The sequence below is a fragment of the Shewanella sp. 10N.286.51.B2 genome, from assembly GCF_041469265.1.
GTDB lineage: Bacteria > Pseudomonadota > Gammaproteobacteria > Enterobacterales > Shewanellaceae > Shewanella.
The window spans coordinates 1-17012 of sequence record NZ_JBFRKH010000037.1 but is presented as its reverse complement, the minus strand read 5'-3'; the positions used below and the strand labels follow the sequence as shown (position 1 = coordinate 17012).

General features: G+C 39.9%; 15 protein-coding genes. 8 read left to right on the top strand and 7 right to left on the bottom strand.

The window, feature by feature from the left end; translation table 11 throughout:
* The first annotated feature begins 226 nt into the window (after positions 1-226).
* The 4 genes from AB4140_RS09830 (at position 227) to AB4140_RS09815 (ending at position 4976) form a co-directional block, all read left to right on the top strand.
* Positions 227-3388 (top strand): DUF748 domain-containing protein, encoded by a 3162-nt coding sequence (locus AB4140_RS09830; protein WP_372000780.1) that lies wholly within the window; start codon positions 227-229, stop codon positions 3386-3388.
* Positions 3389-3587: 199 nt separating this feature from the next.
* The gene (locus tag AB4140_RS09825; RefSeq protein WP_102436824.1) at positions 3588-3944 is read left to right on the top strand and encodes a glutathione S-transferase N-terminal domain-containing protein; all 357 of its coding nucleotides are present in this window, start codon (positions 3588-3590) and stop codon (positions 3942-3944) included.
* A gap of 152 nt (positions 3945-4096) precedes the next feature.
* Positions 4097-4552, top strand: a complete 456-nt coding sequence (locus tag AB4140_RS09820) for a hypothetical protein (RefSeq protein WP_102519629.1) — start codon at positions 4097-4099, stop codon at positions 4550-4552.
* Between the two features lie 223 nt (positions 4553-4775).
* The gene (locus tag AB4140_RS09815; RefSeq protein ID WP_372000778.1) at positions 4776-4976 is read left to right on the top strand and encodes a DUF2986 domain-containing protein; all 201 of its coding nucleotides are present in this window, start codon (positions 4776-4778) and stop codon (positions 4974-4976) included.
* Between the two features lie 149 nt (positions 4977-5125).
* On the opposite strand, the gene AB4140_RS09810 is transcribed toward AB4140_RS09815, so the two are convergent.
* Both AB4140_RS09810 and AB4140_RS09805 read right to left on the bottom strand, forming a co-directional pair.
* Positions 5126-6634 carry an MATE family efflux transporter gene (locus AB4140_RS09810; protein ID WP_102436818.1) on the bottom strand — a complete coding sequence of 503 codons (1509 nt, stop codon included), beginning with the start codon at positions 6632-6634 and terminating at the stop codon, positions 5126-5128.
* Positions 6631-7491, bottom strand: coding sequence for an ion transporter (locus tag AB4140_RS09805; protein WP_102436816.1), 861 nt, complete (start codon positions 7489-7491; stop codon positions 6631-6633). Before AB4140_RS09805 ends, AB4140_RS09810 begins: the two co-directional genes overlap by 4 nt.
* Before the next feature lie 172 nt (positions 7492-7663).
* On the opposite strand from AB4140_RS09805, the gene AB4140_RS09800 reads away from it, so the two are divergent.
* Both AB4140_RS09800 and AB4140_RS09795 read left to right on the top strand, forming a co-directional pair.
* Positions 7664-8170 (top strand): murein L,D-transpeptidase family protein, encoded by a 507-nt coding sequence (locus tag AB4140_RS09800; protein ID WP_102436814.1) that lies wholly within the window; start codon positions 7664-7666, stop codon positions 8168-8170.
* A gap of 84 nt (positions 8171-8254) precedes the next feature.
* Entirely contained in the window at positions 8255-8815 is a 561-nt protein-coding gene (locus AB4140_RS09795) for a VOC family protein (protein WP_303445835.1), read from the top strand.
* A gap of 82 nt (positions 8816-8897) precedes the next feature.
* On the opposite strand, the gene AB4140_RS09790 is transcribed toward AB4140_RS09795, so the two are convergent.
* From AB4140_RS09790 to AB4140_RS09775, 4 genes are all read right to left on the bottom strand, one after another.
* Positions 8898-9761 (bottom strand): M23 family metallopeptidase, encoded by an 864-nt coding sequence (locus tag AB4140_RS09790; RefSeq protein ID WP_372000775.1) that lies wholly within the window; start codon positions 9759-9761, stop codon positions 8898-8900.
* A 50-nt stretch (positions 9762-9811) separates the two neighbouring features.
* A complete protein-coding gene (locus tag AB4140_RS09785) occupies positions 9812-10681 on the bottom strand; it encodes a 6-carboxytetrahydropterin synthase (protein WP_102436809.1) in 870 nt (289 codons plus the stop codon).
* 174 nt (positions 10682-10855) lie between these two features.
* Positions 10856-11551, bottom strand: coding sequence for a response regulator (locus AB4140_RS09780; protein ID WP_102519626.1), 696 nt, complete (start codon positions 11549-11551; stop codon positions 10856-10858).
* A gap of 41 nt (positions 11552-11592) precedes the next feature.
* Positions 11593-13110, bottom strand: coding sequence for an ATP-binding protein (locus tag AB4140_RS09775; RefSeq protein WP_102436805.1), 1518 nt, complete (start codon positions 13108-13110; stop codon positions 11593-11595).
* Positions 13111-13277: 167 nt separating this feature from the next.
* Between AB4140_RS09775 and AB4140_RS09770 the strand changes: the two genes are divergently transcribed.
* Together AB4140_RS09770 and AB4140_RS09765 are read left to right on the top strand one after the other, a co-directional pair.
* Positions 13278-13547 carry a hypothetical protein gene (locus AB4140_RS09770; RefSeq protein WP_102436803.1) on the top strand — a complete coding sequence of 90 codons (270 nt, stop codon included), beginning with the start codon at positions 13278-13280 and terminating at the stop codon, positions 13545-13547.
* Between the two features lie 13 nt (positions 13548-13560).
* Complete coding sequence (locus AB4140_RS09765; RefSeq protein WP_102476612.1) at positions 13561-13914, top strand: hypothetical protein; 354 nt, start codon at positions 13561-13563, stop codon at positions 13912-13914.
* 74 nt (positions 13915-13988) lie between these two features.
* On the opposite strand, the gene AB4140_RS09760 is transcribed toward AB4140_RS09765, so the two are convergent.
* Positions 13989-16448 (bottom strand): EAL domain-containing protein, encoded by a 2460-nt coding sequence (locus AB4140_RS09760; RefSeq protein WP_372000772.1) that lies wholly within the window; start codon positions 16446-16448, stop codon positions 13989-13991.
* Positions 16449-17012: the final 564 nt, after the last annotated feature.

Sequence of the window (17012 nt, the reverse complement as noted above, 5' to 3'; positions counted from 1 at the left end):
TAGCTAACCAAGACAGGTAATTTGATACCACAGCAGCCCAAAAATCTAAATGAAGAAATTATTCATTAATACATAAGCTTAATTTGTAACCTCGCAATTGTCTATTTAAAAAGCAAATGAAGATAAATTGTAAAAAAGTTTTAAAACCGACGAGTAACTGAACCTTAATTTGGTTAAAATGTCTAAATTCAACTATAGCCATTATTCAGCAATAGGCTCGATGTTTATGAAGTCATCTTTAAAAGCGTTAACATTAGCATTCAAACAGCGCCCTCGTTACCAAAAAATCGTCATTTACACTGCGATGTTGTATCTGATTTTTGTCATGATATTAGGATTATTAATCCCTTTTATCGCAACAAAACAACTGCCTAAAAGCCTATCAGCTTTACTCGGTAGAGATGTCAGCATTGAAGCCATCAAGATTAACCCTTTCAGCTTTGAATTGAGTGTCGATAACATCAATATCGCAGAAGATGACACAGCTAACACCTTCATGCACATTAACCATATTGCCACCGATATTATGGTGTGGAAGTCTCTTTTTAACTTAGATGTATCACTAGACTACCTGACTATTGATGGTACTGATGTCGCCTTAGCAAGATTTGCGTCAAGCGCTAACGGTTCTAATAGTGCTTACCAATATAATTTTTCAGATATTGTCACCACCTTAGCCAACAATTCGATTGATGAAGAAGTTAAACCAGAGCCCAATGACAGTGACCCTATCTCCTTCAACATCAACAATTTCACTTTTGCCAATGCAAATATTAAGATTACCGATGCCATTACCGATTCAGCTTTAAGCTATAACGAGATATCAATATTACTAAAGCAATTTAGCACCACGGCGCTATTAGATAGCAGCACTAACGCCAATCAATTTTCATTGAAGCTTGATGATAATCAAACCGGTAAAATTACCCTCAATGGCCAAGTGCAACTTAGCCCACTGATAGTTAATGGCCAATTGGATGTCAATTCACTGTCAGTAACGCCTTATTGGCGTTTGGTCGATAGCTTATTTGAGGCTAGCCTGACATCAGCTGATATCAAGCTCAATAGCACCTTTTTAATCACGCAAAAAAGCCCTGACACCCCAATAGAAGTTTCACTAACAAACACTGATTTTGCCCTAAAAAATTTAACCGCCAAAGATGCTAACAGAAACGTAGCCAGTATTGGTTTACTTGCTCTTAATGGGATAACCGTATCAACGGCCAAGCGCAGCATTGATATCAATGAGCTGCAAACAAACAATGCTGACTTCTGGCTTACTGCAGCGCCAGAGAATATCAATTTCGTGAATTTATTCTCACCAAAACTTGAACAGCTTGAGCACATTTTAGGCACCTCAGAGCCTGCAGCTAATTCAACGATTAATGCACCTAAAAACGCTAACACTGACGTCATTGAGCCAAACTCAAATACTGAAAGTGAACCACAATGGCTAGTCACGTTAAATAAACTGAACCTAAGTGACTATAAAATTGAAGTCACTGAAAGTGTTGCCACTGAGCTTGAAAATTATTGGCTGTTTAGTGGCTTATCACTGTCAACAGAGCAATTTAAATCTGATCTATCATTACCCCTAAGCTACCAGTTGGGCGTTGATATCAATAATCAAAGCCGCATTGATTCTAGCGGCCAATTTGATGCTAAAAATATCAATTTAGAAGCCGAACTTGATTATCAAAATGCCAGCTTAGCTAAGTTACAGCCCTATATATCGCCATTTATGAACATCACCCTTGAATCCGGTTTTTTCAGTACCAAAGGTCATATCAGTGCCGATACTAAGGATAAATTAATCTATCAAGGCCAAGCTTCAATCATTGATTTAAAGATAAAAGATAATTTGCTTAAACAGCCACTGCTAAACTGGCAAGCGATGACTGTTAGTGAGCTTAAGTTTGATCAACACGCTAAATCCCTGTCCATTGATGAAATCTTGTTTGATACCCTATTTAGCCGTTTGATCATTGCTGAAGATAGAAGCACTAACATTGCCGATTTAGTCGTTAGCCAAGTTCAGCCCGCTGATAGTACGATCGTCACCGAAGCAGCACCTGAAACAGCACCTGCAGAGACCGCATTATCTTCAAACAATGAGGCAAAAGCGCAAATCAACGCCCAAGTCGCCACCTCAGATACCACTGAAGCAGCATTTAACTTATCGATTAATAGAGTTGCTTTTAAAGATAGCTCCGCCTTCTTTGCCGATAATTCATTAACACCAAACTTTGCCTCAGGAATTGAGCAACTTAATGGTGAGATCACCCAATTATCTTCCAATCCAGACACTAGAGCTTCAGTTGATTTAGCCGGTAAAATCGATAAATATGCCCCTGTGACGTTAAAAGGCGATGTAAACCCGCTATTAGCTAACCCATACCTTGATTTAAACTTAGCCTTTAATAAGGTGGAGCTCACTTCAGTTAACCCCTATTCTGGTACTTACGCGGGCTATTACATCGACAAGGGCCAATTGTCGCTAGCGCTTAATTATCAGCTGGAAAATAATCAATTAGTGGGCAGTAATCACTTGGTTATTGATCAATTACAACTGGGTAAACCCACAGATAGCTCCCTCGCCACTTCTTTGCCTATCACCTTAGCCATTGCCCTATTACAAGACCGACATGGTGTGATAGACCTCGGGGTTGATGTTGATGGTGATTTAGACTCGCCAAGTTTCAGCATTGGCGGCATTGTGATGACCGCTATCACTAACGTCATTACCAAAGCCATCACAGCGCCGTTTTCACTGTTGGCAGGTTTAGTTGGCGGTGATGATGACGAGATGGATAAAATTGCATTTGATTATGGTCAATTTGATATTACTGATAAGCAGCAAAGCACATTAACATCACTGGCAAAGGCCCTTAACGATAGACCGCTACTGAAGCTTAATGTTAGAGGTGACGTTGATCTAGTTAACGACCAACAAGCCTTGCAAGTACAGCAGTTACATCAAAAGCTGGCGCAATTAGCACAAATACCCGCAGAGGAATTACCGGCGGATTTATCTGCTAGCCAATACCCTCAGCAAGGGCCATTAACTGACACATTAATAGCTTTATATCAATCAGATTTACAACTAGATCCGCAGTTAATTAAACAAGCCATTAGTGAAGAGCACCCACAAATTGACAGTGTCGAGCTTCAAACTCGCTGGCACATCGCTTTATATAACTTTACTCTTAATCAGCAAGATATCTCAGAAGACGAACTCGGCGAATTAGCTCAGCAACGTGCTAACGCGGTTAAAACCTTTTTGGTAGAGCAGGCTCAAATCGACCCAAGTCGAGTGTTTATTTTAGAAAGCAGAGTCAATACCGACAAAAATGCGGCCTTAGCGACCTTAAGTCTGGATGCTAACTAAGTAAAATTCGATTCAAAACAGAGCGTCACTAACATTTTAGAACAGCACTGTAATAGATACAGTACTGTTCTCTGTGATAAACATCACGTAAACTGTGGCAAAATGGATTGCGGTAAAAATGGATTATCGCAAAAGCTGTTTAATCCATTACATAAAATAACAAGATCAATTATTAAAACTGAATATTTAAGGAAGCAGTATGTTTGTCATTCGTTGGATCCTTGGCCGTATCATCTTATTACTTAACTTTGTTTTCCCTCCTAAAAAGCGTCAGCGACCTATCATTGAACAAGCTAAAATTGATGAGCAAACAAAGTCGTTAGCCCTTTATCAATATGCCGCTTGTCCTTTTTGCGTTAAGGTACGCCGTTCAATTCGCCGCCAAGGCCTTAATATTGCTACAGTTGATGCCAAACAAGACGTTCATAAACAGCAACTGGTTAATGAAGGCGGTCACTTAAAAGTGCCATGTTTAAAAATACAACAAGATGGTCAAACTCAGTGGATGTATGAGTCTAAGGACATTATTGCTTATTTATCGAAACAATACGCTTAAGCGCTTTTATTGAGATAACTGCTGGCTTGAATTGATTTAAGCCAGTACATTTGTTTTACGCCCTTGATAACAAGCAGCCTCAAGCCCCCAATCATCCATCGCCAATATCTGACAGCTATTTTTTACAGATAAAATCCAGAAGGATTAATTTAGTGTTCAAGTTTTTATTTACGCTTACCAGTACATTACTCCTCAGTGCATGTGCAACCCAAGCACCCGATCCCGAATTATTCGCAGGTAAATATAGAGATACCTTTAGCTCATCAATAAAAGGCGAAGGCATCAAACTATTTACTTATAAAGCTAAGGTCGCTAATGCAACAGACCGCGGTATAGAAGATCCACTGCCACATCAGCAGCGTATTGATCGCCGTAAGCAAGATGCCCGCAGTTATGCAAGAGAACAGGAGCGTCGAGCCGACTTTTTGGCGCTATGGAGTGCTCAGGTGGATTTAGGTCTAGAGAAAACCCTCGATATGAATGGCTACTGTAAAGAAGGCTATATTGTACTTCATCGCAATGTCAGTGAAGGCAGAGGTGAGATTCGAGGCGAATGCAATGATGGTGCAACTGCAGCCGACATTCAGAAATTTAGCCGTAAGTATTAACCTTTGGTGCCTAAATGTTAATTCCATTAACATTCAAACTGGCTAATTAGCACAAGATCAATAAATAACGCAGTTATACTGTATACCCATAGTAGATTGCGCTAAACTTAGCGCTATTCAAGACATTTAGCTTAGCGCACCACTAGCTAATTTTATTTTCCAAATCGTGCCCTGCTGGCACTTTTTAAAAGAGTTACCAAGTATCATGAACAGAAAACAGCTAATGATAAAAAAGACCGCCAAGCGGGCTAAAGCCAAAAAAAATAAAATTACGCCGGATAATCCGCAAAAAAATCCAAAGGTTGGCTATATTTCAAAAGCTGAGCGAGCGCGAATTGCTTTAGAAGAAGAGCAACAATTGTTAGCAGCAGACAACAACTCTGCAGCTGAAGTGCTTGAAGCCAAGGAAAATACCCAAGCTTAATCGCCACAAAGGTTTTTATAAAAAGACCTTTATAAAAAGATTATTAAAAAAGCCCTCAACATACTATGTTGAGGGCTTTTTACATCTTGTTGCCCATTGAGTTTTACAAGGCAGCATTCAGACAGCGACTTGAGTCAATCTGTGATGCACTAGCTTTTCGGCGTTCGCGGGTTATCTAAATCCCCATCACGGACAATCTCTTCACACAATGGCTCTTCGTTTAATTGCGCTAACTGAATATATGATGACGACTGCGGTGAGCTGGTCGGGCTCATTTCTAATTCAATCTCATCATCAATGGTCTGTGGCTTAATTAGCTGCTGAGGCCCTTGTGAAGCCGCTTGAAGCTTATCAACCAAACGATAACCCAACCACACTCCGCCAACACCAAATAAAATAGACCCAATCGCTTGACCAATTAATACGCCGTATACGCCGCCCATTTGCGCGCCAAAATAAACAAAAGGAATGGTGCCTAAGGTCGCTTTACCTACGTTAAAAAAAGTTGAGTATTTGGGTTTACCAAGATTATTAAATGCGGCATTAGCGACAAATAACACCCCTGAAAACACGAAAAATATTGCAATGTATTTACAGAAAAACAAAATAATATCTGCCGCGTCACCTTTCATATCAAAGGCTGACACAATCACATTTCTGGATAAAAACAGCAATAACGACACCACTAACACGTAAACAAAACAAAATTGAATCGCCTTAGTTAAGCTTTCTTTTACTCGTTCAAATTCTTGCGCGCCATAGTTTTGCCCGATAATAGGCCCTACTGCGCCGCTTAAAGCAAAAATCATCCCAAAGCTTACGGGGATTAACCTACCAAGCACCGCCCAACCAGCAACATAACTGTCACCAAAATCAGCAACCGCTTTAGTGACCACCGCGTTACCAATTGGTGTCGCCACATTGGTAATCATCGCAGGCAGAGCAATGGAATAAACAATGCTAATATCTTCAACAAAATGCTGACGGTTAAACTGACCTAACATCTTATGCTTCACAATGACCCCTCTGGCAGAGACCACAAATACCGCAATTCGGGCAATAACTGAGGCAATTGCTGCGCCTTCAATGCCCATCCCTAAGGCAAAAATGAATATCGGATCTAGTACCAGATTTACACCGCCACCCGCTAAGGTAGACAACATGGACAATTTCGCATCGCCAATGGCTCTTAAAGCGCCACCTAACGCCATAGCTAAACAAATAAAAGGTAAAGAAGGCACCAAAATTTGCAGATAACTTTGCGCCAACACCGCAGTTTTCCCCGTTGCGCCAATGAGAGCCAGTAACTCGGGAATAAATATAAACACCACAATCGCAACAAAAATACTGGTTAGCAGAGAGATCAACGCGCTGTTAAGCAACATTCTTTTAGCTAGCACCATATTTTTAGCGCCAACAGCACGGGAGACAAGCGCCCCAAGCGCAATGGATAAACCAATCCCAATTGAAGTCGTAAAAAAAGAAATCGCCCCGGCATAACCCACGGCGGCAGCTAATTCCAACTCACCGAGCAAACTGAGGAAAAAGATATCTAATAAATCCACCACAAACAGCGCAGAAATTCCCACTGCGGCGGTGGAGCTCATAACCAATATATGACGAAATATTGGCCCTTGAACAAATTTAGCTTCGGTCATGACTCCCCTTCAAGGTTGCTGATTTCTAACTCACTGCCACAGTGATGGCAAAACAATGCATGTAATTGATGACCACGAGCGCCGCAGTTACTGCATTTTCTTAAATCTTTATTCAGTTCTCTTTCTGCGCCCATTTCATGGGAAATTTCAGCAGTTAATATTCCCGTTGGTATCGCAATAATAGAATAACCTATCAACATGGTCAGCGATGCAATGGCTTGGCCTAAATTGGTTTGCGGAGTGATATCACCATATCCAACCGTGGTTATGGTAACGATAGTCCAATACATGGACTTAGGGATCGAAGTAAACCCGTTACTTGGCCCCTCAACCACATACATCACCACACTCAGCGCCATAATAATCAGACTCACTGAAAAGAAGAAGATGAAGACTTTGCGTCTAGCGTGGATCATCGCCTTAAGTAAAATATTGCCTTCACTTAAATAGCGTAATAACTTTAACACTCTGAAAATTCTGAATAACCGTAATACTCTAAAGGCCAATGAAATATTGGCTCCTGGGATAATCAGCGCTAAAAAGCTTGGCAGAATTGACATTAAATCCACAATGCCATAAAAGCTACGCATATAGGACCAGCGATTAAGTGAGCCGTATATTCTCAGCAAATACTCAAAGGTAAATAACCAAGTAAACCCCCATTCAGCGTAATAAATCGCTTGGCCATACTGAGCATGTACGCTATCTATCGTGTCTAAGACAATCAGCGTTACACTGAGTAAAATACAAATAATCAGTGTTATATCAAAGCCTTTACCCAAAGGGGTATCGGTACCAAATATAATGGTTCGGATTTGCTTTTTATAATGGTTATCGTGTTTATCTTCTAACGTCATGGGTTACTCTACAATCCACTTAAATTTAATACCGCCCTAAGGAAAAAGTAAGGTATTATCACTAACGATATCTGCTCTAATCATTTTTATGTGAAGCATATTTTGAACTGATACTCATGTTAACATTATTAACATAAAACAAATTAGAAAATCCTGCTTTTTTGGAGTCTGCATGCGCTTGGTTAAATCCCTTATTTTTATCGTCATTTTACAGTCTAGTACGGTTCTTGCGTCTGTTGATAAATTAACTCAAGCAAAAGTTGATTTAGTTGTTGTGAACAAGTCAGAAGCTAAAATGTCTATCTACCAGCAAGGCAAGGTATTAAAAACCTATCAAATTGCCATGGGCGATGCCCCACAAGGCCATAAATTTAAAGAAGGCGATCAACGCACTCCCCAAGGCCGCTATGTTTTAGACTATAAAAAGTCAGACAGTGCATTTTATAAATCAATTCATATTTCTTACCCTAATGAAGAAGATAAATTACGTGCCAATGCCCTAGGTGTTAGTCCTGGCGGCATGATTATGATCCACGGTCAAAACCCCAACTCAGAATTACCCCCTGAACAAGCTCAGCAATACAATTGGACTAACGGCTGTATTGCGGTGACTAATAAAGAAATGGATGAGTTGTGGCGAGTCATCGAAGAAGGCACCCCAATCGAAATTTGGCCTTAACCTTCACAGCTTAATAATATTAACAATATCGTGATAGCGGTTGAGTGCGACTAATACTCCAGCCTATACAAACGGATACTACCGATGAATTACCCTTATTTAATAGAAACTTGGCCAGAATTTAGCGCACGCATTGAGGCCTTCATTAGCCAACTTGGTTTAGATAAACTGTCTCTTGAATGTGATCACTGCGCTTTAAGAGTCAATGACGCAGATAAAGCAAAATTACTCACAGAGCAATTCAGTGAGCACGGTGAAGTGATTTCGAATAATATGATTAACGGCCGACCGATATTGATCATTAAACTGACCCAGCCACTGACACTGGCAGATAAAAACGTTACTTGTGTTGAGCTGCCCTACCCATCAGATAAAAACTATCCCGTTGAAGGCTGGGAACATGTTGAGCTAGTCATGCCTTCTACTGCACAAACCTGCGAGCAATTAGTTACCGAGTTAGTTGAAAAAGTACCGACACTCGCCCCTATCATCGCTGGTGAAACAGCCATTAAAGTTAAGCAAAGCTCGCCTAAAGGGGATAATGAACGCTTAGCCAATCCCACAATTGCCTTTAAAGCCGAGGGCATTTGCGTCAAAGTGCATCCATTAGGGATCGAAGCCATTATTGCGAGCGAGCTAAATTAAAACGGCATAAAAAAGCCGTTATTAACATAACGGCTTTAAGTACCAGCCCTGTTTAAGAAGGGTTATTTGTCGTAATATTGGCTTATTGCTTTTCTGCGGTTTTAGCCTTGTTTTCAGCCGCAAGCACACTCTCCATTGACGGCACAATTGACACTGGATCCAGACGCTTTTGGAACCAGTTCAAACGCCAATCGAGATGCGGTCCAGTCACCCGCCCTGTCGCACCAATTTCAGCTAGTGGTTGGCCTTGAGTGACCACATCACCTTCTTTGGCATATAACTTACTCAGATGTAAAAAAGTCGAGTTAATACCATATCCATGGTCAATGATTAACGTGCCACCTGAATAGAACATATCTGGCACTGATAAGGTAATAACCCCATCAGCCGGAGACACGACAACCGTTCCCGTAGGACGGGCAACATCTACACCATAATGCGGGTTACCCGGCTTACCATTGTAAACTCGCTGACTACCATAAACCCCTGAAATCCTGCCAGTTACCGGCCAGATAAACGCTTGCATAAAGGCATCTTGCTCACTGAACACATTACGTGCGGCGCGAGTTTGCTTTGAGTCCTTTGCAGCTCTAGCTTGCGCCACAGGATCTGGCTGCATGATTTTTTTACTAATGCCGGTTAAGCGATCAATTTTATATTCACGGCTCGCAATTGTCAGTGGTTTAAGTTGTGTTAACCCATCAGTATAAGTCACTTCTAGCAGCTGCTCTGTTTTTGCTTCGCGCTCAAAACCAATAGCAAATTGGCCTTTTGGAGTCACTTTTACCACTTCGCCATTAAGCTTGACTGCGCTACCAGCAGGAACAGTGCCACGCACTAACGCGCCTTGCTCTAACTTGCCTTGTATATTAATACTGCCATAACTGGCAACAGAAAACAGCGTAACCATAACCAATGAAGATAGTTTTAATCCCTTCAAAAACATATAAATAACCTTAATCCTTGCTAATTCAGCTCACACTCAAAATGCTAAGTTTACTTAACGGCGATGGCGCCTTTACCCACACCTTCAAAGGCAATGACTTTGAACACAGAATCTGGAGATTTAGCAGCCATAGTGTCAGCAATAAATTGTGCTAACAACTCAACGGTGGTGTCGTGGGGAATGATGTCACAATTCGCTTTGGGCATTGCCAATTGAAAGTCACCTTGTGGGGCTTGATAATGAAAGCCCAAATGGCTGTCATCAGAGATACGGGTTTGCGGTGATAATGCTAAGGCGTGCACAGAGACAACATCTTCTTCACTGCCTAAGTAAATATCTTGCCAGCGATCGGCCCAGTATTTATCCCATTTAGGCGCAGCAATGCCGTTTTCAAACACAGTTATAGGGCTACGGTGACCGTGAGCAATACGCTGGCAGTTACCGTCATGCTTTCGTAAACCATGGGTGTAGTGGTAATAAGGGCTTTCAAGCACTTCGGTGCGCAAAGTTAAGCTAATGCCTTGAACATTATCAGGCAGTGCCTGACGTAATGCTTTAATTAAAAAGGCATTAACGCTTTCAAAATCGATAACTTCAGTAGGTATAAGCGCAAAGGCTTGTGATGGGCATGCCAGATGAATATCACCTTGCTGACTGGTGAAATCCATCCATACTCTGTCGCCCTGCTGCTGCCAACGAACGTCACTGCATGCGGTAGGTATTAATAGTCGGTGATCTGCTACATCATCAATGGTACTTTTGATGGTCTTTTTGACTTTAGAAAAATCGAGCACCATATTTTGCTCATCTAAACCACCATCAAGCAATACATCAACAATCCAGCTTTCGCCCACCATGCCCCGAATTGGACATAAATAAGAAAAGTCGATTACGGTTAAATCTTTTACAAACAGTTGCATTCAAGCTCCTAGACAGAAAAACAGTCCGTCTCAGTTTAAAAGTGTCCCAAATAGCGATAGCTAAGGGGATCCTAAAATTAAAGCTATTCTAAACAAAAGCAGACCAAGGCGCGAGAAACATCAGCAAATATAGTAAAAAACTCATAAGCACAATTAATAGGGGTAAAAGGAAAACTACTCAATTTTATAACCCACACCGTAAATAGAGTGCAGTAAATCAGCTTGTTTATTATTGAGTAATAATTTTGAACGTAAGTTTTTGATATGACTGTCAATGGTGCGAGAGCTCACAACGCGGTCATCGACATAGCAAACTTGCATTAAACTATCACGGGAATGCACCACGCCCGGTCTTTTAAGCATAGTATGCAAAAGCCTGAACTCAACGGGGGTTAAATCGACCTCTACGCTAGCAGCGTGGCATTTAAAACGCTCAAGATTTATCACTAGATGCTTATAGGCTATTTCATCTTCAGCAAGTTGAGCGCTAGGCTCCATTCGTCTAATAATTGCTTTAACCCTTGCTACCACTTCCCTTGCTGAAAAAGGTTTACAGACATAATCATCAGCGCCAATTTCTAAGCCAATTAAACGATCAATCTCTTCAACGCGCGCAGTTAACATCAAAATCGGCACGTTTGAAAATGACCGCACTTCTTTACAGATAGTCAAGCCATCTTTGTGCGGTAACATTAAATCTAAAATGACAAAATCAATAGCGTCATTTTGGATCCTTGCGACAGCATCAAGCCCATCGTGTAAAACCGCAGTGACAAAGCCTTCAAGGGTTAAAAAATCCACAAGCACTTGGGCTATTTTGGGCTCATCCTCTACAATCAATACGCGTTTATTTTGATAATGATTATTCATGATCTATGAATACTCCGTTACTTGTAACAACAGCCAAGTAGCTAGGCCAATGGCAATACAATCTCAATACATAAACCGCCAAGATTAGAAGGCCTTGCGGTAATTGTCCCTTTATGGGCTTCTACAATATTTCGGCAAATCGTGAGTCCAAGGCCTGCGCCATTACTACGGCGCACCCGAGAGCTATCTTGTCGATGAAGCGCCTCAAATAGTAGCTCGCAATCGTCTGTCGCTACTGAAGGTTTAGTATCATTAATTAATATCAGCACCTTGGTATTTTGCTGAATTAAATCGACATCAATACTACCTGGAGAGTCTGTATAAGCGACTGAATTTAATAAAACATTAGAAATTAGTTGCTGAATTCTCATTTTATCAGCATTGATTAATACCGGCTCAATATGGTTAAAACGGTAGCCTAACCCTTTAGCAGAAATTTTATTGCCTAATGAGGCTATTGTTTCTGAAATGCACTCAGTGAGATCCATCGGTTGGATATTGTATTTAAGTCCACCGACATCAGATAAAGACAGCTGATACAAATCATCGACTAGATGTTTGATGCGCATGACTTCTTGCTCTAGTGACTCAAGTTGTTGTTGATCAAATTGACGAATTCCCGCTTTGATGGCGTCAATTTCACCACACAAAATACTTAAGGGGGTTCGAAGCTCATGTGATATATCGGCAAACCATCTATTTTTTGCAGTACGGTTTTTATCTAAAATCATCGCTAAATGGTCAATGTCATTCATCAATTGACCTAATTCATCTTGACGTTGCTGAGTAAAACGTTCGCTATAATTGCCCTTTGAAAGAAAGGAAATACCTTTAACCACCTCTTTCACAGGTACTAATAAAAATCGAGCTAACAGCCATGAAATAATACTTGCCAATAACAAGCAGCCCAAACCTATCCAGAGTGTGGTCCAAAGCTGTTGTTGCGAAAAAATAGCTGCAGATTCACTATTAACCTTAACGATTGGTGAGCTATATAACTTAGCAATAAGCTCTCCTTTATAGGTAACAGGAACATAAGTTGCCTTATTACGGTCATCGATAGCCACGCCGGCAAGTAACTTATTCTCTAAGTTGTAAATTGCTGTAGGAGGTCCAAAGCGCACCTGAGGCTTCACCTCTCTATCCCTTCTTTTGCTGTCGGGTCTTTTATGAGGCGGCGGTTGCCGGTGTTCTGGCTCAAAGCCTTTAGCGGGTTTTCGATGTTCAGATAAGTGTGGCGGTCTTCGATCTGGGTGTGGTATACCTTGCCTATTCGACAATGAATCATTTCGCCCCAAATGCCTTGGAGCCGGCCCTGGTGAATGTAGTCTGAGTAATTGCTTATATTGGTCTGAGCTAATGTTACTCCAATTAAAAGCTGACTGCTGATACAAATCAGCCACTGCAGTTGATAAACGAGCTAAACGTTCTTGTTCTAGGGTATTAATATAATTTAGAAAGCCTTGATCAAAGCTCCACCTTGCTAACGATAACGTCGCAAGTAACACTATGCTAGTTAAGCCCACAAAGGCTAAAAATAATTTCTTTGATATTTTCATAAACTAAGTATATCGACCTACAAGGCTGCAAACTAGCAACAACAATGACTTGGCTGTAATCTCCATGAAATCTGCACAATTACTGCATATTTAATTGCTAACCTAATGATGAATCAAACAAAGGCTTTAATAAAAAGTCATATCGTTATCACTAGGATGGATTAAAAATGAAAAGAATAGCCTCTTTACTTGCCCTTATTCCTTTACTGACATTGATGTCAGCCAATATCATCGCACAAGAAAAAAACCGTCAAATGCGTAAACCACCACAAGAAGCTTATGCAATCTGTGAAAATAAAAACGCTGAAGATCAAGTTAGCTTCACGACGCCAAAAGGCGATGAAATCGAAGCCACCTGTATTTTAATCGATGAAGAACTGGTTGCTGTACCTAATAACCACACACCGCCAGAACATAAACAAAAACGTGGTCAATAAATAGGAGCCTGATATGCAAGTCTTAATGAGCAATAACATCTCGGCACAACAAAGTCAGCTAAACACGCAATCAAGCAGCAAGCCTGAAAGACCACAAGGTCCACCGCCACCTGGGAGCACTCCACCAGGACTAGAAAAAGCAGTATCGACCTTAACTGAAGAACAACAAGCTGATATTTCATCAATGTTAAGTGCATTAACCCCAGAGCAGCATGAGTCTTTGAAATTAGCGTTAGATGAGCTAAAACCTATGGCTGAAACCTTATCAAAAGATGATATGGGAGACGTATTTCTAACAACGTTAACTGAAATAGCAAACACTTCAACCGAAAATGATATCAGCAACACAATAGATATATACGCATAAATCAGTTTAAAAGTGGACTTTTCTATTACAGTAAAGTCCTTAAATAATCGCCTATAAACAAAATTTAAGGACTTTTATTTACTGTTTGTTAAGAGAGGCGTGAGTGTTGATGCTAATTGCGGACGACTAAAATAATAACCTTGTGCTTGATCGCAGCCATTTTCCAATAAAAAAGCCGCTTGCTCTTTAGTTTCTACCCCTTCAGCAATGATGTCGAGATTAAGTGCATGACCTAACACAATAATAGCTTTGGCTATTGCGGTATTATGACTATCAAATGGAATATCGCAGACAAAAGACTGATCGATTTTAAGCACATTAATAGGTAACTTTTTAAGGTAACTTAACGATGAATAACCGGTTCCAAAATCATCAACAGATAATTGAATTCCCATGTCCCCCAAGCGTTTTAAATCACTGATCACTTTTTCAGGTTCATACATCATGCAGCTTTCAGTCATCTCTAACTCAAGACAACTAGCAGGCATTCCAGTTTCTTGCAAAATCATTGCGACATTGTCGATAAAATTACTGCGCTGAAATTGTATACTGGCAACGTTAACGGCAATACGACCAAAATGATAGCCATTATCAAGCCATTGCTTGCCTTGAAGACAAGCCATTCGAAGTACTACTAAACCAATTTCGTGAATTAAACCGGTTTTTTCAGCAATAGGAATAAACTCAGCTGGTGAAATAAAACCATACTCCCGATGCTCCCAACGGATCAACGCCTCTAGTCCCACCAATTGACAACTACTCAATGATAATTTTGGCTGATAAACTAAATAAAAATGCTGCTCTTGAATTGCTTCGTGTAACGCATTTTGGATTTTCAAATGCGCTACTGAGTTCATTGTCATAGCTGAATCGTAAAAGGTTACTGTATTACGACCACTTTGTTTTGCTATATGTAATGCTGTATCGGCATTTTGTAATAAGTTTTCGCTATTTACAGAATCATGGGGGAAAACTGAAACGCCCATACTCACGGTAATTCGAATTAAAGAACTATCATCAAATCTAAATGGCTGCTCTATTAGAGACTTAATATGATTTACACGGGATGCCACCATATCGCCCTGAGTAATATCATTTAAAACAAGCACAAACTCGTCACTGCTTAGGCGGCCAACATTACAATAATCATGACTGATATTAGATAGTCTGCGGCCGACTTCAACTAATAGTTTATCACCCACCTCGTGACCTAAACTGTCGTTAATATGTTTGAAAAAATCAATATCGAACATGATAACAGCAAGTTGAGATTGTTTAGTTGCCGCATGCTCAACTTGAACTTGTAAATTAGACCGTAATAAAATTCGATTAGGTAATTGGGTTAAGTTGTCGTAATAAGCTAAATTCTCGAGCTTTTGTTCGTTAATTTTCTGCTTTGATATATCTGAAAATACAGCTACGAAAAAATTAATAGTATCATCTTGGCCATAAACCGCATTAATGGTAGCTCCTTGGAGGAATATGTTACCGTTTTTTCTTTTATTCCAAATTTCGCCACGCCACTTACCTTTTACTAGCAAGGTATTCCACATTTTGGCAAAAAACTCAGCATCATGTTTGCCGGAATTTAAAATACGTGGATTTTGACCTATAGCCTCTTCACGTTCAAAGCCGGTAATATTGGAAAATGCACTATTAACTTCAGTTATATTGCCATCTCTGTCGGTAACTAATACACCATCAATCGTGTTCTCAACCACACTTTCGGCCAGTAACAATTGTTTTTCATTTTGTCTATGCCGACCAATATTTCGGGTAATACCGATAACGCCTTGGATAGTATTTGTATTATCGATTAATGGCGCTTTAACCGTTTCTAACCAGTGACGGTTATTGTTTGGATCTGTGCCTTCACACTCAGACACTACAATCGGTTTTCTTGCCAAAATCGCACTGTTATCGGTCTCGATAAAAAGCTTTGTTGTTTCAACATCAAATAGATCATGGTCCATTTTACCGACTATTTGACCCGTCTTTTTATTCCAAGCTTTTTCTATACTCTGATTACAAACAATATACTTACCGTCAAGATCCTTTACCCAAATATGTTCACTAAAAGCATCAATGAAATTCTGTAAGTTAATGGATTGATATTGTTGCTGTTGGGAGTGAAGCTTAGATAAAGAGTGTTCCAGGCTATCAACAGTGAGATTAATTAAAGCTAAGTTAAAATCTTTAGATAACAATTTAGAATAAATCGCACAAAAGCAGCCCAGTTGTTTACCGTAATCATCAACAAGAGGTTGCAGATGGATACTATATTGTTTTTGTTTATGGGTTATTGATATGACTTGATTAGTGGCTAATTCCGATAAAGGAATATTATTGATGACTGGAGTGGTAATTTGCTGTAATTCGCGTAAATCTCTATCGATGATTTCTTCATTACATGCCAAATAACGCATCATCTGCTGAGCATCTAACAAAAAGGCACACACATCAGTACTCAGTGCTTTTGCCGTTATATCTAAGGTTTTTTGCCAATAAGCTTTGATATTTTGAGTTGTATGCATTGCTAAAAAGAACCTACTTATTGGACTTTACACTTATATATACATTTGATTATATAGCCACACAGAAAGTTAATAAATCAGTAAACCGCGGATCTGCTAGCTAGATCATTTAACTGATAAAAAACCACTTAAATATTTGTATGATTTTATAAGATACTGATATTGGCATGCTGTTTTAAGGGAGGGTTACAGTTGAGGGTACTGTTCTTTACTTAAAACAGTGCAAACGGTTGAAATAGGCTTTATAAACTGATCGAGATACTGTAACTACTATTGGCTTACGATGATAAAACTTCATAGAAACATAATTTCAATAATATAGTTCTACTCAGCGGCAGATATTTAATTGAATTCGACAACGAAAAAGTCATATTCTAAAGGCACAGACAACTCAGCTAACATTCTTTTTCTTTATCAATATAAAGCTGAAAATAATTATATTACAAAACGAAAAAAACCTCTACATTGCTGTAAAAGCTTTCGTCTTTGTGTCAGCGGAGCGAACTTACTCTTATCAAGAGACGAACCCTCGCCCACGGCATGTCAGGCCGTTGATCTCTAATC